Below are 23,161 nucleotides of genomic sequence, written 5' to 3'. Positions count from 1 at the left end.
AGGGCTTGCCTATCGGGGCCTAGCTTAATTACGATCTCGCAACCTATACCAAGAAGACCGTCGACAATGGCGAATCCAGTTCTTCAAACTTAAAATTCTGAATATTTCCAATGTTTCTGCTGACAGAAGAGTGGTAACGCAATGCATACCAATTTCTTTGGCACGCTTCTTTTTCATTTGAAAGCTCGTATTCACCTTGATAGAACCCTCGCAACAATTTAAGGGGGTCCATAATGATTCGTTCTCTAGTAGCAATGGCATTGACTTTGGGGATGGCTACTTCTGCTTTCGCAGCAGACAACGCGTATTTCGAAATCAAAAAAGTAAAAGTAACTGACGTGACAGAGCAATATGCTCAACAAGTTGAATTGTTCGCTAAAAACGCGAATGGTTTGAATGCAGATTGCAACTCTTCACAAATGCCTTTGGCGCCTAAATTCACTGGCGACAAAACATTGGGTTCTGTGAATCCTCTAGACGCTGTTGAATTGATCGTAGATCAAATCATCAACATCGGTAAAAAAATCTTCAACGTGATCAATGCGGGCCGTCCTGTTGTGAACATCAACTTGGATACTGCGAACGCTCTTCCTAAAGGTTTGACTTGCTGGTCTGATCTTTCTGGCTGGAACATGCCTCAATCTAAAGTTTACAACGTTCAATACGAAAACGGTTTCGGTATGACGGTTGTCGACTTCACTTACCGTGTGACTTACACTGCCGGCGGTTCTGCTGACGGTATCGGTAAATACATCACTAACGCGACTTTCCAACCTGCGAACGTATCTGTTGGTTGGGGCTTCCAATTGGATGCAACAGCTGTGATCCCTTCTGTATTCAACACAGGTTCAAAGCGTGATCCTGTTGCGGGAATGCAAATGAACATGGAATGGAAAGTGACTTCGCCAATGGCTCACGAACAGTCTACTGAGACTTATTTCGTTAGCGGCGAAAATAAACTCGTTCACATGGAGTAGTTGTTTTCATGATGAAGGCGGGCGTCAGCGCTCTTCTTCGTTGCGGATAAGGAGCTCTTGAGTTTCCTGATGCAAATTGAAATCCGTTCGCGGAAATAAAAAGGGCCCTTAAGGGGCCCTTTTGTTTTTGCAGCATCTAGAAGTAGATTTTTAATCCTGACCTAATCCCTTGGCGATCGGTGACCGTGTCATCCGCCGCCGCAGGGATTTTTGTTTTCTGGTTCTCCTTATACCAGGCACCGAAAATGCGCACGGCTTTAAAGTCTATAAAAAGCCCGGCCTCGGTGTAGCTTCCGCCCACATCTCCTAATTCATCCGTGGAAGTGGGAAGGAAATAACGATACTTTCCATCGATTCCAAAATACTTTGTTAAATAAACCTGAAGAGACGCCTGGCCAAACTGTTGGGAAAGACGGCCGTGGGTATTACTTTCGCGAGTCCGCTGACCATAGTGAATCGTGAATGAGGTGTTTTGAATGGAGTTGCCGAGCAGACGGATGTTCAGCATCCCCGCAAGGTCATGGAAGTCTTCTTCGGTGTTGTTTTCATATTCCGCTGTCAAACCCACAAACTGAGCGTAAGCCGAGGCCTCTCCGGCAAAGGATGTGTAGGAATTTTCTACGCCCGAGTCCAAAACTTCGGTTTTGAACGAGTTGTAGGAACCTCCCAGCATAAACTCATAAGGCGAGGGCGAGTTCATGGAAAGCCACATATCCATCATGCGATTGCGTTGCTTCATTTCCAACCATTCGGTCAGGGACCAGCGGCTTTTTTCGCGATTCGCGGCTCGTTGTGTGAAGTCGATACCACTTCCCCAGCGAGATCTGGATTGCGCCTCGGAGATGCCTGAAAAGGCGATAATGCACAGTAGAAGCAAAGATGAAAACCTAGACATACCCTTATTTTCCCGCTTTTATAAGCTAACGTCTAAATATTCCCACGTTGATACATTTTTAACGTCTCAGAAAAGGATACGTTGTGGTTCATGATTTCGACCCGTTTGCGTTAAGAATTTCCGGTGATTTTGGCATCCGTTGGTACGGTCTTTCCTACATGATGGGATTCATTTGTGCTTACTTGTTGATTCGTTGGTTGGCGCAAAGACAGCGTTCGGGGCTGGCACCAAACATGGTGGGTGATTTTATCACCTACGCGGCGATTGGAACTTTGGTGGGCGGGCGCCTGGGATACGTGTTCTTTTACGGCATCGATCTGCTGTGGAAGTTCAAGCCCGAATTTCCTTTCTGGGGAGTCCTTGCCGTCAACGAAGGTGGCATGGCCAGTCACGGTGGGATCATCGGAATCGTCATCGCCTGTATGTTGTATGCGCGAAAATATGGTGTGAATACTCTTTATCTTTTTGATCTTGTGTCTGTCACTGGGCCTCTGGGCGTTTTCTTCGGTCGTATCGCGAACTTTATCAATGGCGAGTTGGTGGGGCGAGAGTGTGATCCTTCCTACCCATTAGCGGTGAAATTCCCGCAGGATATTTACACGTGGCCTAATCAGAACTTTGCGAAGCTGGGTGAACTCACTCCTGTTATGGAGAAAATCGGTGTCGCTCGGGATCAATGGTTGGAGCTCGTCGAAAAATATCGTTTCGATGGCACGGCCCGTGAACAGGTGTATTCCTTGATGACGAAGGCGATCGACGCCATCCAAAATGGCAATGAGGCCGCGAAAGAGGCCATTGCGCCTTTGTTGACACCTCGTTATCCCTCCCAATTGTTTGCGGCTTTTGGCGAAGGCTTATTGCTTTTCGTATTGCTTTTCCTGCTTTGGAGAAAACCACGCAAGCCGGGGTTCATCGCGGCCTGCTTTATTATTTTTTATGCAATTGTGCGTATTGCCGATGAACAATTCCGGATGCCCGATGCGCATATCGGTTTTCAATGGCTGGGTTTGACTCGTGGTCAGCTTTTGAGCATTGGTATGTTGATCTTGGGCTTTGTGATGATGTTCGTATGGACTCGTGCAAGTTCCTTAACGATTCCAGGCTGGGGTCGTGGACAATCGATCAAGTTGAATCGTAAGTAGAGTTTTTAAAAGAAGATTTTTATCGACATCGTTATCGTGGCCATCGATTCCCATCGACCGCCACGGTGACGGCAAGCAAGTGCGTTGGCTTGATATAAAAAACTCCCCGGAGGATAGTCCTCGGGGAGTTTTCTGTTTTTAGCGCCACAAAGCAACGACAGTGCCGGATTTTGCCGACTGGTTGCCGGCGGCATCAACGGCCGTGAACTGATAGTTGTAGTAAGTATTCTTTTTGATATTGCCATCACTGTAGCTCAGGGATGTCGTTTCAGCGATTTTCACCCCGTTACGATAGACGAAGTATTTCACGACTTTGACGTTGTCCGTAGAAGCCGCCCATCCCAAGTTGAAGCGGGCCGATCTGTTGCGGTTGGATGTCGTCAAAGACAGCGTCAGGTTTGTAGGAACAGAGGGCGCAATCGTATCAACAACAGGTGTTGGAGTCGGGGTTGGCGTCGGCGTCGGGGTTGGTTCCGGCGTTGTTCCCGCCACCAAGGTGTTCGAGTTTGCATCCACCGTTAAAGGGACGTTGGCCGCTGATAACAAAGTATTCCCCACACTTGGATTGACAATGTTGAAGGCCGAAGTTGTCAACGCACTTCCTGCCGTGGAATCCTTCATCGTTAGGTAGAACTTTTGCGTATTGATGTCGGTCGCCGCTAAAGAGGATATATCAAAATAGAAACTTCCCATTTTTTCAGCCGTCGTTCCATCAAAGGCGTAGTTACCGCCACGACTTGCAAAGGCAAAAGGCGCCCACGAAGCCGAAGGACTGCTGGCTGTGTTTGCCGAAGAGCCAAATTGCAACGCCATCTGTGTGCGCATCGCATGCGACATCTTTACTTCAGCTAGCAAGCGCGGAGTATAAGACGTGTAAGTGGAATAAAACACGAGACCGCTTTGGGTAAGCTGGATTCTGCCCGTCGGCGCAAAGCCGGGAACTGTGGAGGTGGCGCGGAAGGCATCGTAAGAGGCCCAGATATAACCTTGGTTTTTCCAAGAAGCTCCGAACGAGTTGGCGATTTTAAATGCACCCAGCTCGGCGGCTTCGACAACGCCATTCCCATTGATGTCTGTCCAGATCGTATCATCGTAACCGACGATGACCATGGCATGGCCCGAAACGGTGCCGTTAATATGAGTGGCAATCGCTTGTCCCACAAATGGATTTGCGGCGGCTTGCGGATTGGCTTGCACCGTTCGATACACCCAGCTGTTAATGTAAGTTCCGAACGAAACGACATGGCCGTTGGCCAGGATTTGTTTCACTGTGGCCATGTCGGCATCAGTATTGATGCGCGCATAGCTAAAGGGTTTCATCCGAGAGTTGATCGCACGCTTCCAATGTTCCGAGTTCATGCTCCACGCACGATAGTCGCTGTCATAGGGAAACTCGGTCAAAGTTGCGGCGCCATGTTTTTCCATAACGGCGAAAGCATCAGACAAGGATGAGCCATTATCGACTCCGCCATTGATCATATTGTAAGTCCACTTTGGCGAATAAAGACGCGCACTTTGAGTTTTATTGTCACAGCCCAGCGTCAAGCAGACCTCATGACTCATGAGATAGTAAGTGGTCGCAAAGGCCACGCAGGAACCCAAAGTTCCCTGGCTGACAATGGGTGGGAAAGAAGGCAAAGCCGAGTTATCCACTTGAGCAGGAGCGGCCCCCAGAAGAGAGTTTGCTGCACTTTCAATAGAGGGAGAAGGTGCGGCAGCTTGAAGAGAGTCCTCAATATCAACTTCAGGTTGGTTGGTCGGCACTTGCAAAGGAGCTTGCCCGCGACGTTGTCTTTCTTTATTAACGCGTTCCAACCCTAGACGGTTGGGGCGAACTTTTTTAATTTTCCGGCGTTGAAGTTTTTGCTGCTCTTCCTGAGTCATTTCTTTCAGGCCCGGGCGAAATCCCGGATTTTGTGCCAGAACGGTGGAGGGAGAAACGTGCAGAGTGAGTGTCAGCGCAATTATTCCGCCGACAGGTTTTAAAAAATTTTTCATTTCTTTTTCTCCAGAGGTTTTTAGATCCGCATCCGCGATAGACGGTGCGACTTCGTCACAATGTTAAGTAGCAGGGACGCAATTTCCCTAAAGAAATGAACAGCGCAAATACGAATGCGAGGTCATATACTGGAGATTTGTCGATAATTTCTGCGAGAAATAAAAAAGAAAACGGCGGAAAGAATATTTCCGCCGTTGAAGCTCAGTCTTTAGTCGAAGTCTTTGACAGGACCTCTATTTGAAATCAAAGGTCGCCAGATCGGCGCGAGAGATTTCTTTTTGTTCTCCGGTTGCGAAGTTTTTCACCGTTACGGTTTTGTTTGTCACTTCGTTACCGCCTAAAATCAAAGCGTAATGCGCGCCGATCTTGTTGGCCTTTTGCATCTTCTTTTGCATTTTTCCGGAAAGGAAGTTTTCAGTTTTAAATCCGCGCGAACGAATCTCGTGCGCCACTTTTACGCTTTCTTCTTCGCCCAGATCGTCAGCTCCGACGACGGCAATGATGACTTCTTTTTTGGTCGCAAGTTCTTTCGGAGTCAGATCGGCCAAGCGATCAATGCCGGCAGCCCATCCCACGCCGGGAGTTTTAGGGCCCCCCATTGTTTCAATCAGGCCGTCATAGCGTCCGCCAGCAAGCACGGTGCCTTGGGCTCCCAATTTCGTTGTCGTGAACTCAAACACAGTATGGCAGTAATAATCCAGGCCACGAACCAGGTGGGAATTTACGTTGTAGGGAATTCCCAGCTTCTCAATTCCCGCTAAAACTTTTTTGAAAAAATGTTGGGAAGTTTCATTAAGATATTGTTCCAATTTCGGCGCCAGGGCATTGAGCTTTTTATCGCCCTCATCCTTGGAATCCAAAATCCGCAAAGGGTTTTTCTCTAAACGCATTTTGCTGTCGGCGGAAAGCTGATCCTGATGCGCGGTGAAATACTTCACCAGTGCTTCGCGATAAGCGGCTCGGCTTTCGCTGTCGCCAAGAGTGTTGATTTCCAAAGTGCACTCGGTAGAGATTCCAATTTTTTTTAAGATGTCCCAAGCCATGGCGATGCATTCAACATCGGCCAGGGGACTGTCATAACCTAAACACTCTGCGCCCAATTGATAAAATTGACGGTAGCGTCCTTTTTGGGGGCGCTCATAACGGAACATGGGACCCGAATAATAAAACTTCAAGGGCAGGTTCTGCATCATTCCTTCAGAGATAAAAGCCCGCGCCACGCCCGCAGTCCCCTCAGGTCTTAATGTGAGGCTTTCTCCTCCACGGTCGGTAAAATCATAAGTCTCTTTATTCACGACATCAGAGGTTTCGCCCAGAGTGCGATGAAAAACGTCAGAAAATTCGAAAATGGGGGTTTCAATCTCTCCATATCCGTACAAAAGAGCCTTTTCATAGGCAGATTCTTCGACAAAACGGAAAAGAAGACTGTCCTCGGGAAGCAGATCTCGGGTGCCGCGAACTCGCTGAATTTTATTGCTCATATTACGTCCTCAATACTAACGGAATGACCTCTAGGTTATATCAGAGCGCCGGGCAGTGCGCAAAGCTATTGCATTTAGGTAGGTCCGCGTTTTTAATAGAAAATGACATGGAATCAGGACAGAAAATGAAAAAATGGGTATTTGCAGGAGTGGCCGTTTTAGTCGTCGTTATCGGCGCGGTGGTCTATCAAACGATGTTCAGTCGCAGCGCCGCTTTAACCGGTGTTGAGGTTGATTGGCGCCTTTTAGGTGAAATGGACTACATAACCGGAAAGTCGTCATCAGAACTTCAAGCTCTGCACGGAAAGGGTGTCAAGATTCCGGGCTTCATGGTCCCCTTGGAAGATGAGCAACGTGACGTCGTGGAGTTTTTGTTAGTCCCCAGTCCCCAGGCGTGCATTCACGTGCCACCACCACCGCCGAATCAAATGGTCTACGTGAAAATGAAGAAAGGCACAGAAGTGGCCGTCGGTCCGATCTGGGTCTATGGTACTTTGAACCTGGTCACCAAGAAATCCATGTACGGAGACGCGTCGTTTGAACTTATCGGCGATGCCGTAGAACCCTACAAATAATTTTCTCGAAGGAGTTCGTATGATTAAGATTCTTCTGCTTTCGACAATGCTTTTTGCAGCCCGCGAACATGGGGCCCACGTTCACGGTGCGGGAAAAGTCAGTGTGGCTTTTGATGGAAAGAACGGAAAAATTGAACTTCATGTTCCTGCGGAAGCCATCATGGGGTTTGAACACCAGGCGAAAACCAAAGCCGACAAACAGAAAAAAGAAAAGGCTTTGGCCAAATTGGAAGAAAAAATCGCTGAAATGATTGTTTTAGATCCCGCTTTGAAATGTGCAATTAAAAAAGACATATTTGAAGTGAACCAACAGGATTCTCACGCCGAAATTGAAGCTGAATTCAATGTAACTTGTGCGACTCCCGTGGCCGGAAGTACTATCACCTTTAATTTTACCAAACAGTTTTCCCGTTTGAAGAAGGTTCAAGTGGATGTGCTGGCGGATGGCGTGCAAAAGTCACTGCAGGTACAGAAGAACGGAGACAGCGTTGAGCTCAAGTAACATCCTGATTGAGGTGCGTGATCTGCAATACACCTATCCGGGCCAATCGCAACCGACATTGAAGATTCCCGAGTTTTCGGTCTTGCGCGGGGAAGAGCTTTTTCTTTATGGTCCCAGTGGCACTGGTAAGACCACGTTGTTAGAGTTGTTTTCGGGTGTTTTAAAGCCGACGCAGGGAAGTCTGAAAATTTTGGGGTTTGATTTCGGAAAGATGACCGATGCCGACCGCGATGCTTTTCGCGCGGAGCACATGGGGTATGTCTTTCAAAACTTCAATTTGATTCCGTACTTGAGTGTTCAGGAAAATATCGAATTGCCGTTACACCTTAGCCCGGCGCGGAAAGCGCGTCTGGGAAGTGTTGACACCGAGATGGTGATCCGCGCGTTGTGTGGCAATCTGGGAATTGGTGATCTTCTGGGTAAAAAAGTGTCTCAGCTGAGTGTGGGACAACAGCAGCGGGTCGCGGTGGCGCGGGCTTTGCTGGGAAAGCCCGACTTGATTTTAGCCGACGAGCCCACTTCGGCCCTGGATACAGATCATCGTGAAAAGTTTCTGAAGCTGATGTTTGAATTGGCGGATCTCTATGGAACCACTGTTGTCTTTGTTTCGCATGATCGCACCATGGAAAAACTTTTTAGTCGCAGCATCTCGTTAGACTCCATCAATAGGGTTGGATAATGGTCTTTCTTAAACTTGCTATTAAATCTTTAAAGAATCGCGCTTTTGCAACGACCTTGACCGTGCTTTCAATTGCCTTAAGTGTGATGCTTCTTTTGTCCGTGGAAAGAGCAAAGCGGGCCGCTGAAGAAGGTTTCACTCAGACGATCAGTAAGACAGATTTGATCGTGGGCGCCCGCAGTGGTTCTTTGCAGTTGATTCTGTATACGGTTTTCAACATGGGAAACGCCACTCACAATATTTCCTACGAAACTTATCAGGATCTTAAAAAGCACCCTGCGATCGAATGGACGATTCCGTACTCGTTGGGCGATGGTCATCGCGGTTTCCGCGTCGTCGGCACGACGGAAGATTTTTTTAATCACTATCATTTTCGCGGCAATCAAAAAGTACAACTTGCCCAAGGGGCCGTCTTTAAAGACTTGTGGGATGTAGTCATCGGTGCGGATGTTGCGCGTAAATTGAAGTACCGCTTAGGGGATCGTATTGTGGTCGCTCACGGAGTCACTAAAGGGGAGGGCATTCAGAATCATGCCGACAAACCCTTTGTGGTGACGGGAATTATGGAAGCGACCGGAACCCCTTTGGATCGCGCTGTTTACATGTCTTTGGAAGGCATGGAAGCCCTGCATATTGATTGGGCGGATGGGGCGGCTCCGACGGCGGAAAAAGCGATTCCTCGCGAGCAGTTGCATAAAGAAAGTTTGAAAGTTCATACGTTGACAGCTTTTTTCGTGGGCGCAAAGTCACGCATTGAAACTTTGAAGCTGCAGCGAGAAATCAATAACTACAAAGAAGAACCTTTACTGGCAGTCATTCCGGGGGTCGCCTTAAGTGAATTGTGGAATGGTCTTTCTTATGTCGAAGGCGTTTTAAGAATTATCTCTTGGATGGTGGTTCTTGTTGGGCTTGTTTCGATGCTGATTGCCTTAACGACAACCTTAAATGAGCGTCGCCGGGAAATGGCGATCCTGCGTGCGGTCGGGGCAAAGTCCTCGCAAATCGTGGGGTTGTTGGTATTTGAATCAGCTTTGCTTACGGTGGTTGGTATTGTCTTGGGAACACTTTTTTCTTGGACTTTATTGGCAGTGCTGCGCCCGTGGATCGAAGGGGAGTTTGGTCTTTATCTGGTGGGGCCTTGGCTCACCAGCATGGAACTGCTTTATATTCTGATCACTTTTGTCGGTGGAACTTTGATGGGTTTGATCCCCGCGTTGCGAGCGCAGGGATTGGCTTTGAAAGACGGCCTGAGTGTGAAGCTTTAAGCGGCCTTGACTTTAACTTTGTCGGCCGCCTCGGCTTCGTAATCCGAATACGGTGTTTTCACTTCAACGAGAGTGCCGTCTTCGGCGCGGTAGCCGCGAACCTTGAACATCTTAAGAGCTTCAGAGCGACCTTTAACCTCGGCGGCACCAGCCAGTTCGGTTTTAAAATCTTCGCCAATTTTTTCTATCACGGTATCTGAGATCAACAGATCCGCACCGAAGGCTTTGGTTGAAGCTTCGATACGAGAGGCCGTGTTCACGGTATTGCCGATAACGGTATACTCCATACGCTCGTCAGAACCGATGGTTCCTGAAATTGCCAGTCCGGCATGCAGCCCCATTCCGATGTTGATCGGAGGCTGGCCTCGGCCAATGCGTGTCTCATTCAGAATTTCAAGGGCACGACGCATTTCCAGACAGGCGCGAACCGCTTTGTGAGCGTCCCGGTCCGAACTTTTCGGAGCCCCCCACACGGCCATGATCGCGTCTCCGATAAATTTATCGACGACACCGCCGTGTGAGTTGATGATCTTCACCATCACTCCGAAGTATTCATTCAGCATTTCCACAACTTCTTCTGGCGAGCGCTTTTCCGAGAAGGCGGTAAAACCACGAATGTCCGAGAAGAAGACGACCACGTCTTTGGATTGTCCACCGACACCAATGTCTTTACCGATCAAATCCTCCGCGACGGAAGAGCCGTGGAACTTCGAGAAAAGACTTTTCACTTTGTCGCGTTCTTTAAGACCTTCGGTCATGTGATCAAAGGCTTCGGCCAAATCACCCACTTCATCGTGGGACTTCACCTGAGTGCGGGCTTTCACATCGAAGTTACCCTTAGAAACCAGATTGATCATATCCGCCAGTTTTTCGATGGGCGAGGTGAGGGTCATAGAGAACAAGAAGATAAAGAAAATCGCCATGGATATCGCCGAACCCGCCACGAAAATCGCTCGGCGTCGTACTTCGCGCGACACTTCCAGAATTGTTTCTTCGGAGGTCTGTGAAATCACTGTGGCGCCGAAAGAAGTTTTCACCGAGGCGCCGAAATAGTTCTTTTCGAAATCAGGATCGATAAATTTTGTCTGGTATTGAGGTGATTTTTGCGCAAGAGCCTTTTTTACAAAAGGATTGTTGCTGACATTCAACCGCGCCATGGCTTTTTGTTCATCTTTGTGCGCCAAGAGTTCGCCATAACGATCCACCAGATACTGAGTTCTTTCAGAAGGGTCGGTGAAGGGCTTTTCCAAAGGAGCCAGCGTGATGTCCGCCAAAGCCACGTGAGTGATTTTTCCTTGGGCATCACGAATCAAGGGAATACCGATCGTGATCATCGCGGGGGCTTTCGGATAAGAGGCGTTTTTAAGTTCGACATTCCCTTGGGCAACATTGCGGATCGGGAATTTCTGCCAGGAGCGAACATTGATGATGTAGTTGCTGCCCAAATTATAGGGGCGTAGAACATCTTCTTTCACTCTGCGAACCACGGTTTGTACCGCAGTTCCATCAAGTTTCAGAATTTCTAAAGAGACAAAGTTTTTATCTTTAGTGAAGTTGAATTCAAAATCATTGCTGGCGGCATTTTGATCAGAGGTGTCTTTCATCAAAACCGAGGCCGTGACACGGGTTTTGTCGACCAACGAACTGACGATGTTTTCCACTTCCTTGGCTTTGGCCGCTGCGGACTCTAAGTTCGCGATATCGACCTGCTCGGAAGCCTTTTTCTCGAAGTAGTCCGAAGAGATCCAGGTGATCGTTCCTGTCGCCGCGACCAGGATCAGGATTGTCACCGTAATGAGTTTTGTCGAAATAGGTATTCTCATATCATCTCCCAGAGCTTAGAAAGCCCACTCCGCGAAAATATTTAGATAGTTTCCGACGATGGTTGATTCATTGGTATCTCCGTCTACGGCGAAATTGTCTGATGCCGGAATCGCTTTGTAGCTCATTTTATCTTCCCGGCGGGCGTATCCGACCAAACCGGTGAAAGTCGGGGTGAAGCGGTAGCTTCCCAAAAATCCATATTGCGTCGACATCGACGGGGTCAATGGAGCGCCATTGGGCGTGCTGATTTTTAGAAGAGACACATACATGTGCGCGTTGATCTGAATGCCCAGTTTCGGCGTTAAAGAATACCAGTATTCAGCGCCAAAATGTGGACCTGCTGAAGTGATTTTCAAATCTTCTGAATTTCCCGAGAAGGGGTCACCAACGGTTTCAGGAAGTTCTTTATAGTAAGGTCCTACTTGGAAACGGACTTCCCCGCGATCACCCAGATTTTTGCGATAAACAGCATTGGCTTCGGCAGAGGCGAAAGTTTGAGTTTTACCGTTGAAAGTGAAGCCGCTCATATCCAAGATGGCCAAAAAGCCCCATGGTGTGCGATCGCCAAACCAACCCAGTCCCAATCGGCCCGTTCCCCCCAAAGCACTGTAGGCCACTGCGGAATTCTTTTCTGGATTTTTTCCGCTGAACTGCATTTCCGTAATAAGATAGCTGGCCACGGCATACCATCCCGTCACACGGTCGATGGATTTGCGCACCAGCGCGGTGTATTCCGCCGCGGGGGAGCGGTCTCCGTGGCGTACGGCGAAACTTTGTTTGGCCAGTTGCGAGCTGGGGCGCAAGTTGGATTTACCGCGAACCACAACCTGATAGCGGCCGCCCGGCCAGGTTTCATCAAAAGGCAAAGATTCGTCTTGAGTGTTCTCGACGACTTTATACTTTTCCCATTTTTTATCTTTTTCATTCAACTTTAAAACGAAAACATCAAAAGAAGTGACATGCTTCGGGCGAGTCCACTTGACCTCACGAACAAATTCACTTTCCGGTTTTTCAATTCTGGGATTTTCCAATGCCTTTCCTAAGACGGAAAATTGTCCGACAGAGGTGGCGTCACTGCGAATGCCCTCTTCGGTTGCTGCTAAAACCTTCCAGGTATAATTGCTGGCAACCGGCAGGGACGCTTTCATTTTGGTGTCGCGAACGACTTCACTGATTTGGGTTTTTCCGTCCTCAGAAGTCAGAACAAATTGATACATATCCGCGCCGCCGACAGGCTTCCAGGTGAATTCCATTTTCACACTGTCGTCTTCTTTGCTGGCGATTTTTGCGCGCGGGGCGGGGAATTTCAGAACGGCGGCCTCTAGGCCCACGTTGAAATCACTTTCGGGTGACCAGTCACCAGGGACGCCACGGTAATCGCGGGCACGCAATTTCATGAGATATTTTCCAGGGGTCAAGCGCCCATTCCAGGCCGCCTCTTTCACTTTGAAAGTAAAGGTTTTGGCATTCTTCGGATCTTCTTTGACCTGGCGTAATTCGATGTCATAGCTTTTTGCGCCCTCGATGGCGTCCCACTCGAAGTTCACCAAACGGCGATAGGGCGCCGCCCAGACCGAGCCGGTCCAGAATGTGAAAATCAGAATTACAAAGGCCATCAGCAAACGCATCAATTCACCTTGATCTTTTTCAACGTCGGCGCGCGCAGATTGGATTTATCTGGCACCAGAAGCTTTCTTGCCGGAGCGACCTCACTGCTTCGGCCATAGTTGTCCATAGCCGACAGTTCGATTTCGTATTCTCCAGGAAGAAGATTTTTTAATGCTGTCATATTGTTTGTGTACTTCGAGCGTTTCAGCTCTTTGCCATCCTTGCGGATGGTGAGCCAATATTCTTTGGCGCCATCCAATTTCGTCCACTCTAATTGTGTGCGGCCATCAAGAGAAGCCTGCAGCAGACCCTCGGTGGGAACGAAAAGCGGCGCTTGCAGCAATGGCAGTGGCGCCACCGTCAAAGGCTGGGATAATTTAGTGCCAAGAATTTGACCTTCTTTGTTCACCGCTTCGATCGAGGCAATGTAGCGGCCCGGCTTCGCGACAGGGGCTGAAAACTTCGTGTCTTTCACTTCCAAGCTGGTGGCCGAGTTCGGGTCGGCATTTTCTTCCAAGAGCTTGACGCGATAAAGGGCGACGTCCTCGGTCTTATCCGCTTTCCAAGTCAAACCCACTTGCGGTTTTTCCACGTAATACTGTGTCCATTGATTTTCCGGCATGGTGAAGTCGACGTTGACCGGAATCAAAGGAGCCCGTTCCACTTTGGCCTGCACTTGCTCTGCCGGCTTCACTGTGAATTTTTGAACTTTTCCTAAGACGGGTTTGTCGGACTCAATGTAGTAAGAACTCAGGCGCCAATAATAGGTACCGGCTTTTAAAGACGGCAGTGTGTAACTTTCTTCGTTTGCGAAAGATTGAGTCGCAATCTTTTTTTGCAAATTCGCATCGGACCAAACTTCCAAAGTCATTTGGCGTGTGTCGTCGCCTTTTTGCCACTTAAAAGTCATGTCATACGGTGTTTTCGCCGCAGGGATATCCGCATCGGCTGTGGGGAAGACGACCGTGGGGGCATATCGCGCCAAAATCTCGGTTTTATAAATGGGGCTTTCCGCAATCACATTCCCCAGGGAAGAAGTCCCCACAAGTTTCCAGTAGTGACGTCCAAAGGGAAGTGAAGCGAGAATTTGGTTTTCATTCAAGGGAGCTTTCATCAGCTCTTTCAGTTGTTTTCTGCTAGAGCCTACCCACAACGAAACTTGCGTTCCTGAGGGAAATCCTGTCCATTGGAAGGGCACCGGCTCTGGCGACTCAGCATCCATGGCAATCGGTTTTTGCGGCAGGGGCGTTAGAACTTTAATGATTGTCGTCGAACTTAAATCTTTGCTTTGCCCATCGTTGCCTTTAAGTGAGGCTTTACCCTCTAAGACTTGGACATCGACGGCATTGCCACGCCCCTTCGATAATGAGGCGGAAGCTTGCGAGAGGTCGACTTTACCATTGGCAGAATTAAGAACGAGACCAGGTGCATTTGCTTCCGCACCTCCGGCCTTGGCATTGACGAAAAGACTACCTTCCATTAAATCCAGGGCGATTTCGCCTTCTGATTTTTTAATGACGATCAAAGACTCGGGTTCCAGATCCAAATAGCGATCCGAATCCACAAACTGAATGCGCACTTCACCACGCTCGCTGGTCCGAATGGCTTCGCCATTGTAAAGAGGTTCTCCGGTATTTACGAGCTGCCAAAGAAGACGAGAAGCGGGACGCCGTTGAATGTCTTCGACGACTTTACCAACGTAAGCTAACGGTTTTTCATTACCATAAGAGGAGTTGCGATTTTCAGTCGTCTGATACCAGTACCAGGTCACAGCGAAAACTGATGATGAACTGAGTGCTGCGACAAGCAGCCGTTTCCACTGTTTTTTCATGCGATCCTCCTCAATAGTTTTTCGGAGAATTTCTCTGGATGTTTAATAGCGCTTAAGTCTAGGACCGGCCCTTGTCGTTAAAAAATATTTATGAGGTGGGGAAAAACGGACTGGAGACTTTCTAGCGAATGGTCTAGAGTCTTGCCTATGGATAACAATAAGAACTACATCACCCCCGAAGGTCTAGCAAAACTCAAAGCCGAGTATCACGAGTTGATGCACGTGGAAAGACCAAAACTTGTGGAGGTGGTCGCCTGGGCGGCCAGTAATGGTGATCGTTCAGAGAACGCAGACTATCAATACGGAAAGCGTCGTTTGCGAGAAATCGACAAGCGGGTTCACTTTCTGACCAAGCGAATTGAAGATGCGGAAGTGGTCGATCCCAAGGCCATGAAGGGACAGACCGTCCTTTTCAGTGCGACCGTCACCCTGGCTGATGAAGAGGGAGAGGAAGTGGTTTATCAAATCGTCGGGGAAGATGAGTTTGACCCCAAAAACGGAAAGATTTCGTGGAAGTCTCCCGTTGCCAAGGCTTTACTTGGCAAGAAGGCCGGAGATGAGGTTCGCATCGTGAAGCCCGCCGGTGAAGAGTATGTCACTATAGAAAAGATCGAATATAAGTAAGATTTTAAATTGAGCGCTGTTAATGCGCTTTATAAAATTTACAGCGTAGCGTCGACAAGGAAACTTTCCACCCCATTTTTTTATTTTTGAAATTGTCTTTGTGTCTTAAAGCGGCCACACTCTGTCCTCATATCCCGGGGGGGACTAATGAATATGAAATGGGCTGTCGTTCTTAGTGTTGTCTTTGTTCTATCTTCTTATGAGACGGTTGAAGCAAAACGTAAAAATCGTCAGGAAATCAATCCGGTTTCTGAACAAATTGAAAATTCACAATCTTCGTTGATCGATGAAAAATCCAGCGATGCGGATATTGTCAGAGCCATCAGTGATCAACGTCGTGTTGATTTCGTCGAAGGTGGCAGCATGGTTGTCGTAAAAATCTTGCCCGATGACAACAATGGTTTAGCTCATCAAAAATGGACTGTCCGTCTTTCCAATGGCAAGAATATGCAAGCAGTGTATAATTCAGACATGTGCCCGCGTGTTCCAGTGAAAGTGGGCGACGTCGTGGCAATGGGTGGCCAATTTATTTGGACAAATAAAGGTGGCTTGTTGCATTGGCTTCACCATGACCCTCGTGGCAAACGCCCTGATGGTTATGTTTTCGTAAACGGGAAATTCTATTGCAAAGATTAGATTTGATTCCATGTAAAGCTCCCTTTTGGGCCGACAGCGGCCACGGGCAGACTTTATGGTCTCATTTTTTAAAATCTCCCGAGCTCACACATTTTGGCAATAAATTTGAAGTCGATCTTCCGGATGGGGATCGACTTTTTTGTTATCATCTCCCTGGCATTTCCGACACCGTGGTCAGCATCTATCATGGACTGTCGGGGGATGTGACTTCAGATTACATGCAAAGAACGGCCAGGGTCTGTCAGCAGTTGGGACATTCGGTGGTGTTGGTGAACCATCGGGGGGCGGGTGCCGGGGCGGCTTATGCGCGAAATCCCTATCATTCCGGTCGGGCCGATGACATGTCCTGTGTCTTAAAAAAGCTTCGCGAATTGTTTCCTGGTAAAAAGCAGGTGGCGGTCGGCTTTTCCATGAGTGGAAATATTCTGCTTTGTCTTTTGGGCGGTTTTCGTGGAGAAGAAAAGCCCGATGGAGCTATTGCGGTGAATGCGCCCATCGACCTTTTGCAGGGCTCTCAGCTTTTAAAAACAGGCTTTAATCGCCTTTATGATTTGCGCTTCGTCTTACGATTGCGAAAGAACGTGGAAGAAAAATATCGCCAAGGGTTGATTCCGAAAAGATATGACATTCCGGCTTGGTCGACTATTTGGGATATGGATCAAATCTACACCGCACCTGCAGCGGGTTTTAAGGATCGTTTTGACTATTATCAAAACTGCTCGGCCATTCACTATGTGCCCAAAATTCAGACGCCGACGTATGTGTTGACGGCTCAAGACGATCCCTTCGTTTCGGTAGAAAGCTATATGAAGGCCTCGTTTTCCAAAAGTACGGTTTTGCATGTCGAGGCGCGAGGCGGGCACATGGGGTATTTAGCTAAGCAAAAAACGCCCTTAGGTTCGGTGCGCTGGCTGGATTATTATCTTCATGAAGCCTTGCTCGCATTGAAACAGGTTTTATAGAAGGCTTTTCGCAAAAAGATTCCACCGAGCTTTTACGAGTCCATAGGACAGAGATGTTGCTCCTGAATCCCAGATCGGAATCTCCAGAATCTTTTCGCCACTTTTAGAAAAAGCTTTGTGCAGGTCCGGATGTAAATACCACCCATTCAGTTTTTTCGGAAGATGCGGTTCTATTTCGTTCCAAGCTCGTTTCGAGAAGCCACCTATTTCGCAGAAGGGGTCCAAAGAGCCGAAGCCTCGTTTGATGTCTTTAAAAATTCCTGTGAACAAGTGCTCGACCGAATGACGGGGCCCCGTTCGGCGATGAAAAAGGCTGTCTTTCTTAGAGACCCGCTCGCCCCAGCACATCGCCACCGAGGTGTCGGTCATAAGATTTTGCAGAATTTTAAAAAGATCTCCCAAAGGAGTCGAGAGCAATGGGTCTGTCACTAAAACAAAGGGCGCTTGCGACTTGGTGAAGGCTCGCCGTAAACTTTCCGCTCGCCCCAAATATCTATCATTGTACAAAATCTGAATGTGTTCTCGAGAAGAAGACTCTGTCTGCGCCGACTTCATAATGTTAAAGGCCTCTTTGGCATTTTTTTCGATGACCGCCACCACCTCGTAATTCAGTGGGAATTTCTGAAAAAAACTGCGCAGATCTTTGATGAACGTAGGAATGAAGGCCGCATCTTTATGCAGATAAATCACGAACGAGCAATGCAAGGTTGACACTGAAGAATCCATCTTTAACGATAGTTAACAATGAAATTTGCAAAGGTCACGCAATACTATGGGGCTCTGTTATGGGTAGCACTACTGCTGTTGACAGTCGTGACGCGTTTTTATGACTTGGGCAACAAGCCTATTCACTTTGATGAAAGTATTAACGGCTGGTTTGTAATCCAGATGCAGGCCCTGGGGTATTACAAGTACGACCCCACAAATTATCACGGTCCGCTCTTGTTTTACCTGATTCAATTCTTCGAATTTCTGTGGGGCGCCAGTGTGGAAACCCTGCGGGCGGTGCCGGCAACCTTCAGTGTGTTCAGCATCATGCTTTTCTTTTTTCCCTTGTTAAAGAAGGGCACGGTCTTAAATACGATGGCCGTGTTTCTGTTATTAAGCCCCGCCGTTCTTTTTTTTGGTCGGTCCGGGATTCATGAATCACCCTTTGTTTTTTTTCAATTGCTATTCGCCATGGGGTTCTTGCGTTGGTTTGAAAAACCAGACGGCAAAGCCTTCGCCTTGGTGTTGACGGGAGTTGTGGGAATGATGGTTCTGAAAGAGACCTTCACCGTCACGGGCTTTTGTTGGCTCTTGGGGCTTCTGTCGTTGGGGCCAGCCACATTGCAAGAAATCTTTGCCTGGTCAAAACTGAAGTCCGCCTGGAGTCAAAAGTTATCCTGGTTGACCTTGATTCTGGTGATTCTCTTTGTGCAACTATTTACCGGTTTCTTTAAAAACATGATGGGGCTGGCTGACTTCTTTAAAGCCATTGTTCCTTGGCTGCAAACAGGTGTGCACGGTAAAGGACACGAAAAAGAGTTTTTTTATTGGCTGAAGGTTTTGTGGCAGGCCGAGCCCCTGGCTCTGCTGGGTGTGGCCCTTTCTGTTCCCGGGATGTTTTCCAAAAACAAATCTCTTCGTGTCGTCAGCGTCTTTTCGCTTTCTCAACTTTTTATTTATTCGCTGATTCCTTATAAAACGGTCTGGTGCATCCTGTCTCTGGTTTGGGGATTCTATCTTGTCTTAGCATATTCCCTGCAGTCGTTTTTCACGCGTGCCGCGCTGAAGTGGGTCGCTGTGTCTGTCGTCGCTGTTTTAGCGTTCTTCAATCTTCGCAGCATGTACCTGTCTTCGTATGCACATCCGCTGGATTTTGCGCATCCGTATATCTACGTGAATTCCACCTATGAGTTGGAAAAACTGCAGGAGTATATTCTGGAGGAAGTTCGTAAGAACCCCGAATTATTTTCGCAGCCCGTCCAGATCGGTATGAAAGAACAATGGCCTTGGCCTTGGGTTTTGCGTTCTTTTACAAAACTGGATTACAATCTGTGTTCGAAAAGCTTGTTGCCGGACGCGATGATTTATTTCTGTGATCCGATGGATTCAACAGATGTTGATGTTGTCGTAAAAGAGGCTTATTGGAAATTACAAATTGTTTTCCGTCAGGCGCGTGAGCCCTCCATTGTGTATTTGAAGAAATCTGTTTTCCCGAACCTTCCTTTTGAAAACGCGGAAGTCGTCGGAGGTGAGGAGTGAAAATGAAAACGACAGTCTTTATGACCACCTTGCTCTGCAGTGCCACCGTTTTTGCTCAGGTGCAGAAGGTGGACGTCTTAAAGGATCTGAGTGCCAAAAAAAGTGTCGATCTTTATCAGGCCACTTCGCATAAGAAAACGAAACTATCGCCACTATCGCAGTTGAAGGACTACGAGATACATTTGAAATGGGCCGAGTGCGTGAACCTGGCTCCGTCGGTTTTTTCTACGCAAAAAGATTTGCGCGGGTGGGTGGCACAAACCTGGTTGCATTGTTTGAATCAGGCGCAAAAAAAGAAAACCAATTTTACGGCGGTGGAAAAGGCTTTGACGACGATTTATAGTCATAAAGATCTTTTTCAGGACGGCCCATGGTCAGACACTGTGACGGAAAACTGGGTGGCTTTACGACTGGCTTATCTGGAAGATCAGGTCACTCAGAAGCATCACAAGGCGGGTCCTCTTTTAGAAGATCTTCTGGGCAGCGGTTTGAAACTGAGCAAAGAGCAGAAATCCACGATTTTCCAATTGCTCGGAGATCTGGCGCTATTGAAAGTGAACTATGGCGAAGCGCAGTTTTTGTACGAAGAGGCGCAAGATCAGAAAGATTCAAAATATCTTCAGGATAAATTGGATTTCTTGCTTAAGGCGAAAGGCGTGACGGCCCCAAAACTGGCTCCGGAAGCTGCGGTTGAGGTGATGACGGAAGAGATGAAGATTGAAGAGCGTCTGCGCCAATCACTCAAGCAGGACGATTCTATTTCGGCGCTCAAAGATGTGATCACGATTTTAAATCAATATCCCGGCAGTCGTTCCGCAAAGCGCCTGCGCGACAAGCCGTTAGAAATTTACAACGCACTTTCCGAAAAGCTGGCCAAGATCAAAGCGCTTGACGAAATGGAACAGGCCGACGGAAGTCGGTTGATAGAATGGGCGCAAAATCTGCATCGACGCGGTGACTACAGTGGTTCCATGTCTTTGGCGCAGACCGTATTGCAGAAAAATCCCGGCGGATTGCAATCGACCAGTGCTCTTTGGATTGTCGGTCGTTCGGCGCATTTTTTGGGGCAATACGACCGGGCTTTGGAAAGTTTCGCGGCACTGATGGCTTATCATAATGGGTCCGACGAGGCGGCCGAAGCGATGCTGCGTTCGGCGCTGATTCATTTTCGCCGCAAGGATTATTCTTCGGCCAGTGCGGTGCTGGAAAAATTGCTTCTGCAAAACCGGGATCGCTATGATCTGAATGCGCGGTATTGGTTTGTGCGCAGTCTGCAGCAGACAAATCCTGAAAAAGCGCAACAGGTGGCGGCTGAACTCATCGAAAAATATCCTTTTTCGTACTATGGACTGCGCTTAAAAGCAGAATCACAAAACGGCAAACTGACGTGGCCAGACCTGAAGGACAAAGCGCCCAAGTTACAAAGCGAATTGTTTTTAGCGGGCCCACAGAAAAAGATGTGGAAGCGATTTAAGTCTTTGTCCGATGCGGGGTGGGTCAGTGAAGCACAATCGGAATTGGCGGCACTGCCTTTCATGAAGGACCCGACATTGAAGGTCGCGTTGGCGGAAAAGTTGGCGGACCGTCAACAGTATATGATGGCGATTCGTCTTGTCGGATCAGCGATGGAAGCGGACCCTCGCTTGCGTCGGGAGCAGTTTGTTAAATTGGGGTATCCTGAAGTTTACACGTCGCTTTATCAGGCGGAAGCGGAACGCTATGGCATCCATATCAACTTTCTGCGCAGCTTAACTCGTCAGGAAAGTGCATTTAATTTGCAGGCGGTGTCCACATCCAACGCATTGGGATTGATGCAGATGATTCCGCCGACAGCCCAGGAAGTTTCTAAAAAACTCGGGATGAAAGTCGAGCTTCCCGAGGATATGTTCCGCCCCGAAGTAAATATTCCGATGGGATCTTTTTATATTTCCCAGATGTTGGACCAGTTTGAGAATAATGTGCCATTCGCTTTGGCGGCCTATAACGCAGGACCCTACCGAATGCGGACGTGGATGGAAGGTCGGGTGGAGATTTCCGAGCTGCTGTCCCAAAAATCAAGCAATGTGCGCGACGAAATATGGTTTGATGAGTTGCCGTGGAATGAGACGAGCTTCTACGTGAAAGCCATTCTGCGTAATATTTTGCTCTATGGTCTCGTCGAGGAGGGCAGTTTCACTCTGAAACCCGTCCTATGGCAGGATGTGCAGAATAAAAAGGCAAAATAAGGGAGATACTTTATTGAAAAAAGGCTCTGAGTTTTGTAGCCTGAAATCTGTGTGTCAGATAGGAGAGGACTCATGAGGAGACTTTTAACATTGAGTTTGGTTCTGGCCTTTATGGCGGGATGTGCGCATAAAGGCAGCACTGGAGCAAACGGTGCCGCGGGAACCCGGTCTGGTGATGGAGAAATGAAAGATATCGGTTCATTCCGTCTTTCAGATCCTGAAGGTCCCAAAGTGGTCGACCAAGAATTGGAATCCATTCCCACAGAAGTGAATCCTTTGGTTGAAAAATGGATTGCCTACTTTCAAGGACGCGGACGTCCTCATATGGAAAGATACCTAGCACGTTCGACACGTTATGAAAAACTGATGAAAAAAGTTTTGCGTGATAACGGACTTCCTGAAGATCTTTTTTACATCGCTCTTATTGAATCCGGATTTAGTTCAAAAGCGACATCGCATGCTTCCGCTGTTGGTTACTGGCAGTTTATTCGTGGAACGGGTAAACGCTACGGTCTGGATATCAATGCGTTTGTGGATGAAAGACGTGACCCTGTTTTCGCAACTCAGGCAGCGGCGGAATACTTCAAGGGTCTTTACAGTGTCTTCGGCTCTTGGTATTTGGCGATGGCTTCTTATAACGTCGGCGAAAACCGCGTGAAGCGCGAAGTGATGAATCATTACACGCGTGACTTCTGGGAGTTGGCTCGCAAAAGAAGACTTCCTGCCGAGACAATCAACTACGTACCAAAATTTATCGCTGCGAAGTTGATTGCCAAAGAACCGGATAAGTACGGCTTTGGTGAAATCGACTATCTTCCGCCAATCGAATTTGACCACATCACTTTAGATAAACCCGTCAACCTTCGTGCAATGGCAGACAAGTTGAACCTGAACTACGAAGACTTCAAAGCCTTGAACCCGAAGTATAAAGGGGAAGTGGCTCCGGTGAAGGGATCTGAACTGGTTCTGCGTATTCCTCCAGGGACATCTGAGCAGGCTTTGATCGCCGCGAATGAAAGTGTTGTGCAAAACGTGCAATTCGTGGCTGATTCGGGCGACACTCAAGTCTATCGCATTCGTCAGGGCGATACCTTAAGCACGGTGGCGCGTCGTTACCGCACAACGGTGGCTTATCTTCGTGACTTGAATGATCTTCCTCGTCGCAAACCGTTGCGCGTAGGTATGAGAATCCAAGTTCCCGATCGCACGCCTTTAAGAAGTCGTTCGGCGTCGCAAGTGGCGAAACAGTCAAAAACAGAAACTCGCAGTGTCAGCGTAAGTACTGATGGACGTTATTACATCGTTCAGTCCGGTGATTCTTTGTTCACGATTGCGCGCAAATATTCTACCAGCGTGTCTGAACTTCAGCGTTTAAATCAGATCAAACGCGGTCGGACTTTGAAGGTTGGAATGAAGATCCGAGTGCCAACTCCAGACAGTTCTTCCGCACGTGAAGCAACAAAGTCGGTGGCTAAAGCCAAGGCCAAAGTGCATGTCGTTAAACGCGGCGAAAATCTTCTTGGTATCGCGGAACGCTACAACGTTTCGATGTCTGATATCAAAGAAAAGAATAAAATCCGCAACCCCTCTTCTTTAATGGTGGGCGCGCGAATTCTTATTCCGGTGGCCGAAGCCAATCAATAAAGATTTTAAAATTCATTTGAATGAAAAAGGCGATCGCAAGATCGC

At 48.1% G+C, this 23,161-nt stretch carries 20 protein-coding genes; 12 read left to right on the top strand and 8 right to left on the bottom strand.

Annotation, left to right across the window (positions count from 1 at the left end):
- Positions 1–43: 43 nt before the first annotated feature.
- Positions 44–232, bottom strand: a complete 189-nt coding sequence (locus OM95_RS03445) for a hypothetical protein (RefSeq protein WP_041870304.1) — start codon at positions 230–232, stop codon at positions 44–46.
- 1 nt (position 233) lies between these two features.
- Between OM95_RS03445 and OM95_RS03440 the strand changes: the two genes are divergently transcribed.
- Entirely contained in the window at positions 234–977 is a 744-nt protein-coding gene (locus OM95_RS03440) for a hypothetical protein (RefSeq protein ID WP_041870302.1), read from the top strand.
- A 136-nt stretch (positions 978–1,113) separates the two neighbouring features.
- Here the strand turns inward: OM95_RS03440 and OM95_RS03435 are convergent, their stop codons facing one another.
- Positions 1,114–1,872: a hypothetical protein gene (locus OM95_RS03435; protein ID WP_291515509.1), complete on the bottom strand. Its 759-nt coding sequence runs from the start codon at positions 1,870–1,872 to the stop codon at positions 1,114–1,116.
- A gap of 83 nt (positions 1,873–1,955) precedes the next feature.
- Here OM95_RS03435 and lgt point away from each other — a divergent pair, with 83 nt between their 5' ends.
- Positions 1,956–3,014, top strand: a complete 1,059-nt coding sequence (gene lgt / locus OM95_RS03430; protein WP_041870299.1) for a prolipoprotein diacylglyceryl transferase — start codon at positions 1,956–1,958, stop codon at positions 3,012–3,014.
- 138 nt (positions 3,015–3,152) lie between these two features.
- Here the strand turns inward: lgt and OM95_RS03425 are convergent, their stop codons facing one another.
- Entirely contained in the window at positions 3,153–5,012 is a 1,860-nt protein-coding gene (locus OM95_RS03425; RefSeq protein WP_041870297.1) for a C1 family peptidase, read from the bottom strand.
- Positions 5,013–5,246: 234 nt separating this feature from the next.
- On the bottom strand, positions 5,247–6,494 hold the full coding sequence (hisS, locus tag OM95_RS03420) for a histidine--tRNA ligase (RefSeq protein ID WP_041870294.1): 1,248 nt from the start codon (positions 6,492–6,494) through the stop codon (positions 5,247–5,249).
- A 125-nt stretch (positions 6,495–6,619) separates the two neighbouring features.
- On the opposite strand from hisS, the gene OM95_RS03415 reads away from it, so the two are divergent.
- From OM95_RS03415 to OM95_RS03400, 4 genes are read left to right on the top strand one after another with little or no spacing between them, the layout of a single operon-like run.
- The gene (locus OM95_RS03415; protein ID WP_291515508.1) at positions 6,620–7,069 is read left to right on the top strand and encodes a DUF3299 domain-containing protein; all 450 of its coding nucleotides are present in this window, start codon (positions 6,620–6,622) and stop codon (positions 7,067–7,069) included.
- A 19-nt stretch (positions 7,070–7,088) separates the two neighbouring features.
- Positions 7,089–7,571: a DUF2796 domain-containing protein gene (locus OM95_RS03410; protein WP_041870292.1), complete on the top strand. Its 483-nt coding sequence runs from the start codon at positions 7,089–7,091 to the stop codon at positions 7,569–7,571.
- Positions 7,558–8,250 carry an ABC transporter ATP-binding protein gene (locus OM95_RS03405; protein ID WP_041870291.1) on the top strand — a complete coding sequence of 231 codons (693 nt, stop codon included), beginning with the start codon at positions 7,558–7,560 and terminating at the stop codon, positions 8,248–8,250. The genes OM95_RS03410 and OM95_RS03405 overlap by 14 nt, the downstream gene beginning before the upstream one ends.
- Positions 8,250–9,515 carry an FtsX-like permease family protein gene (locus OM95_RS03400; RefSeq protein ID WP_041870289.1) on the top strand — a complete coding sequence of 422 codons (1,266 nt, stop codon included), beginning with the start codon at positions 8,250–8,252 and terminating at the stop codon, positions 9,513–9,515. The genes OM95_RS03405 and OM95_RS03400 overlap by 1 nt, the downstream gene beginning before the upstream one ends.
- Here OM95_RS03400 and OM95_RS03395 read toward each other — a convergent pair.
- From OM95_RS03395 to OM95_RS03385, 3 genes are read right to left on the bottom strand one after another with little or no spacing between them, the layout of a single operon-like run.
- Positions 9,512–11,338: an adenylate/guanylate cyclase domain-containing protein gene (locus tag OM95_RS03395; protein ID WP_041870288.1), complete on the bottom strand. Its 1,827-nt coding sequence runs from the start codon at positions 11,336–11,338 to the stop codon at positions 9,512–9,514. The genes OM95_RS03400 and OM95_RS03395 overlap by 4 nt on opposite strands.
- A 15-nt stretch (positions 11,339–11,353) precedes the next feature.
- Positions 11,354–12,967 (bottom strand): hypothetical protein, encoded by a 1,614-nt coding sequence (locus OM95_RS03390; RefSeq protein ID WP_041870285.1) that lies wholly within the window; start codon positions 12,965–12,967, stop codon positions 11,354–11,356.
- Positions 12,967–14,778, bottom strand: coding sequence for a hypothetical protein (locus OM95_RS03385; protein WP_041870284.1), 1,812 nt, complete (start codon positions 14,776–14,778; stop codon positions 12,967–12,969). Before OM95_RS03385 ends, OM95_RS03390 begins: the two co-directional genes overlap by 1 nt.
- A gap of 147 nt (positions 14,779–14,925) precedes the next feature.
- Here OM95_RS03385 and greB point away from each other — a divergent pair, with 147 nt between their 5' ends.
- From greB to OM95_RS03370, 3 genes are all read left to right on the top strand, one after another.
- Positions 14,926–15,402, top strand: coding sequence for a transcription elongation factor GreB (greB, locus tag OM95_RS03380; RefSeq protein ID WP_041870282.1), 477 nt, complete (start codon positions 14,926–14,928; stop codon positions 15,400–15,402).
- 147 nt (positions 15,403–15,549) lie between these two features.
- Positions 15,550–16,038, top strand: a complete 489-nt coding sequence (locus OM95_RS03375; RefSeq protein ID WP_291515507.1) for a DUF3465 domain-containing protein — start codon at positions 15,550–15,552, stop codon at positions 16,036–16,038.
- A 2-nt stretch (positions 16,039–16,040) separates the two neighbouring features.
- Positions 16,041–17,000, top strand: a complete 960-nt coding sequence (locus tag OM95_RS03370) for an alpha/beta fold hydrolase (protein ID WP_291515506.1) — start codon at positions 16,041–16,043, stop codon at positions 16,998–17,000.
- Here the strand turns inward: OM95_RS03370 and OM95_RS03365 are convergent.
- Complete coding sequence (locus OM95_RS03365; protein ID WP_291515505.1) at positions 16,995–17,726, bottom strand: hypothetical protein; 732 nt, start codon at positions 17,724–17,726, stop codon at positions 16,995–16,997. The two genes, OM95_RS03370 and OM95_RS03365, sit on opposite strands and share 6 nt — an antisense overlap.
- A gap of 18 nt (positions 17,727–17,744) precedes the next feature.
- On the opposite strand from OM95_RS03365, the gene OM95_RS03360 reads away from it, so the two are divergent.
- From OM95_RS03360 to OM95_RS03350, 3 genes are all read left to right on the top strand, one after another.
- The gene (locus OM95_RS03360) at positions 17,745–19,247 is read left to right on the top strand and encodes a TIGR03663 family protein (RefSeq protein ID WP_291515504.1); all 1,503 of its coding nucleotides are present in this window, start codon (positions 17,745–17,747) and stop codon (positions 19,245–19,247) included.
- Between the two features lie 2 nt (positions 19,248–19,249).
- A complete protein-coding gene (locus tag OM95_RS03355; protein ID WP_041870276.1) occupies positions 19,250–21,472 on the top strand; it encodes a transglycosylase SLT domain-containing protein in 2,223 nt (740 codons plus the stop codon).
- A gap of 72 nt (positions 21,473–21,544) precedes the next feature.
- Entirely contained in the window at positions 21,545–23,116 is a 1,572-nt protein-coding gene (locus OM95_RS03350) for a LysM peptidoglycan-binding domain-containing protein (RefSeq protein WP_041870274.1), read from the top strand.
- The last annotated feature ends 45 nt before the right edge of the window (positions 23,117–23,161 follow it).

It is taken from the genome of Bdellovibrio sp. ArHS (assembly GCF_000786105.1).
Classification (GTDB): Bacteria; Bdellovibrionota; Bdellovibrionia; order Bdellovibrionales; family Bdellovibrionaceae; genus Bdellovibrio.
Note: the sequence above shows the minus strand (reverse complement) of the source record. Positions and strands in the feature narration are given on the sequence as shown.

What these genes read in the sequence shown, in the direction of transcription:
- OM95_RS03415 (WP_291515508.1), top strand. Translation starts at nt 6,620, where the DNA reads ATGAAAAAATGGGTATTTGCAGGAGTGGCCGTTTTAGTCGTCGTTATC.
- OM95_RS03385 (WP_041870284.1), bottom strand. Translation starts at nt 14,778, where the DNA reads ATGAAAAAACAGTGGAAACGGCTGCTTGTCGCAGCACTCAGTTCATCA.
- OM95_RS03395 (WP_041870288.1), bottom strand. Translation starts at nt 11,338, where the DNA reads ATGAGAATACCTATTTCGACAAAACTCATTACGGTGACAATCCTGATC.
- OM95_RS03445 (WP_041870304.1), bottom strand. Translation starts at nt 232, where the DNA reads ATGGACCCCCTTAAATTGTTGCGAGGGTTCTATCAAGGTGAATACGAG.
- OM95_RS03440 (WP_041870302.1), top strand. Translation starts at nt 234, where the DNA reads ATGATTCGTTCTCTAGTAGCAATGGCATTGACTTTGGGGATGGCTACT.
- OM95_RS03400 (WP_041870289.1), top strand. Translation starts at nt 8,250, where the DNA reads ATGGTCTTTCTTAAACTTGCTATTAAATCTTTAAAGAATCGCGCTTTT.
- OM95_RS03435 (WP_291515509.1), bottom strand. Translation starts at nt 1,872, where the DNA reads ATGTCTAGGTTTTCATCTTTGCTTCTACTGTGCATTATCGCCTTTTCA.
- hisS (WP_041870294.1), bottom strand. Translation starts at nt 6,494, where the DNA reads ATGAGCAATAAAATTCAGCGAGTTCGCGGCACCCGAGATCTGCTTCCC.
- OM95_RS03410 (WP_041870292.1), top strand. Translation starts at nt 7,089, where the DNA reads ATGATTAAGATTCTTCTGCTTTCGACAATGCTTTTTGCAGCCCGCGAA.
- OM95_RS03360 (WP_291515504.1), top strand. Translation starts at nt 17,745, where the DNA reads ATGAAATTTGCAAAGGTCACGCAATACTATGGGGCTCTGTTATGGGTA.
- greB (WP_041870282.1), top strand. Translation starts at nt 14,926, where the DNA reads ATGGATAACAATAAGAACTACATCACCCCCGAAGGTCTAGCAAAACTC.
- OM95_RS03350 (WP_041870274.1), top strand. Translation starts at nt 21,545, where the DNA reads ATGAGGAGACTTTTAACATTGAGTTTGGTTCTGGCCTTTATGGCGGGA.
- OM95_RS03425 (WP_041870297.1), bottom strand. Translation starts at nt 5,012, where the DNA reads ATGAAAAATTTTTTAAAACCTGTCGGCGGAATAATTGCGCTGACACTC.
- OM95_RS03365 (WP_291515505.1), bottom strand. Translation starts at nt 17,726, where the DNA reads ATGGATTCTTCAGTGTCAACCTTGCATTGCTCGTTCGTGATTTATCTG.
- OM95_RS03390 (WP_041870285.1), bottom strand. Translation starts at nt 12,967, where the DNA reads ATGCGTTTGCTGATGGCCTTTGTAATTCTGATTTTCACATTCTGGACC.
- OM95_RS03355 (WP_041870276.1), top strand. Translation starts at nt 19,250, where the DNA reads ATGAAAACGACAGTCTTTATGACCACCTTGCTCTGCAGTGCCACCGTT.
- OM95_RS03375 (WP_291515507.1), top strand. Translation starts at nt 15,550, where the DNA reads ATGAATATGAAATGGGCTGTCGTTCTTAGTGTTGTCTTTGTTCTATCT.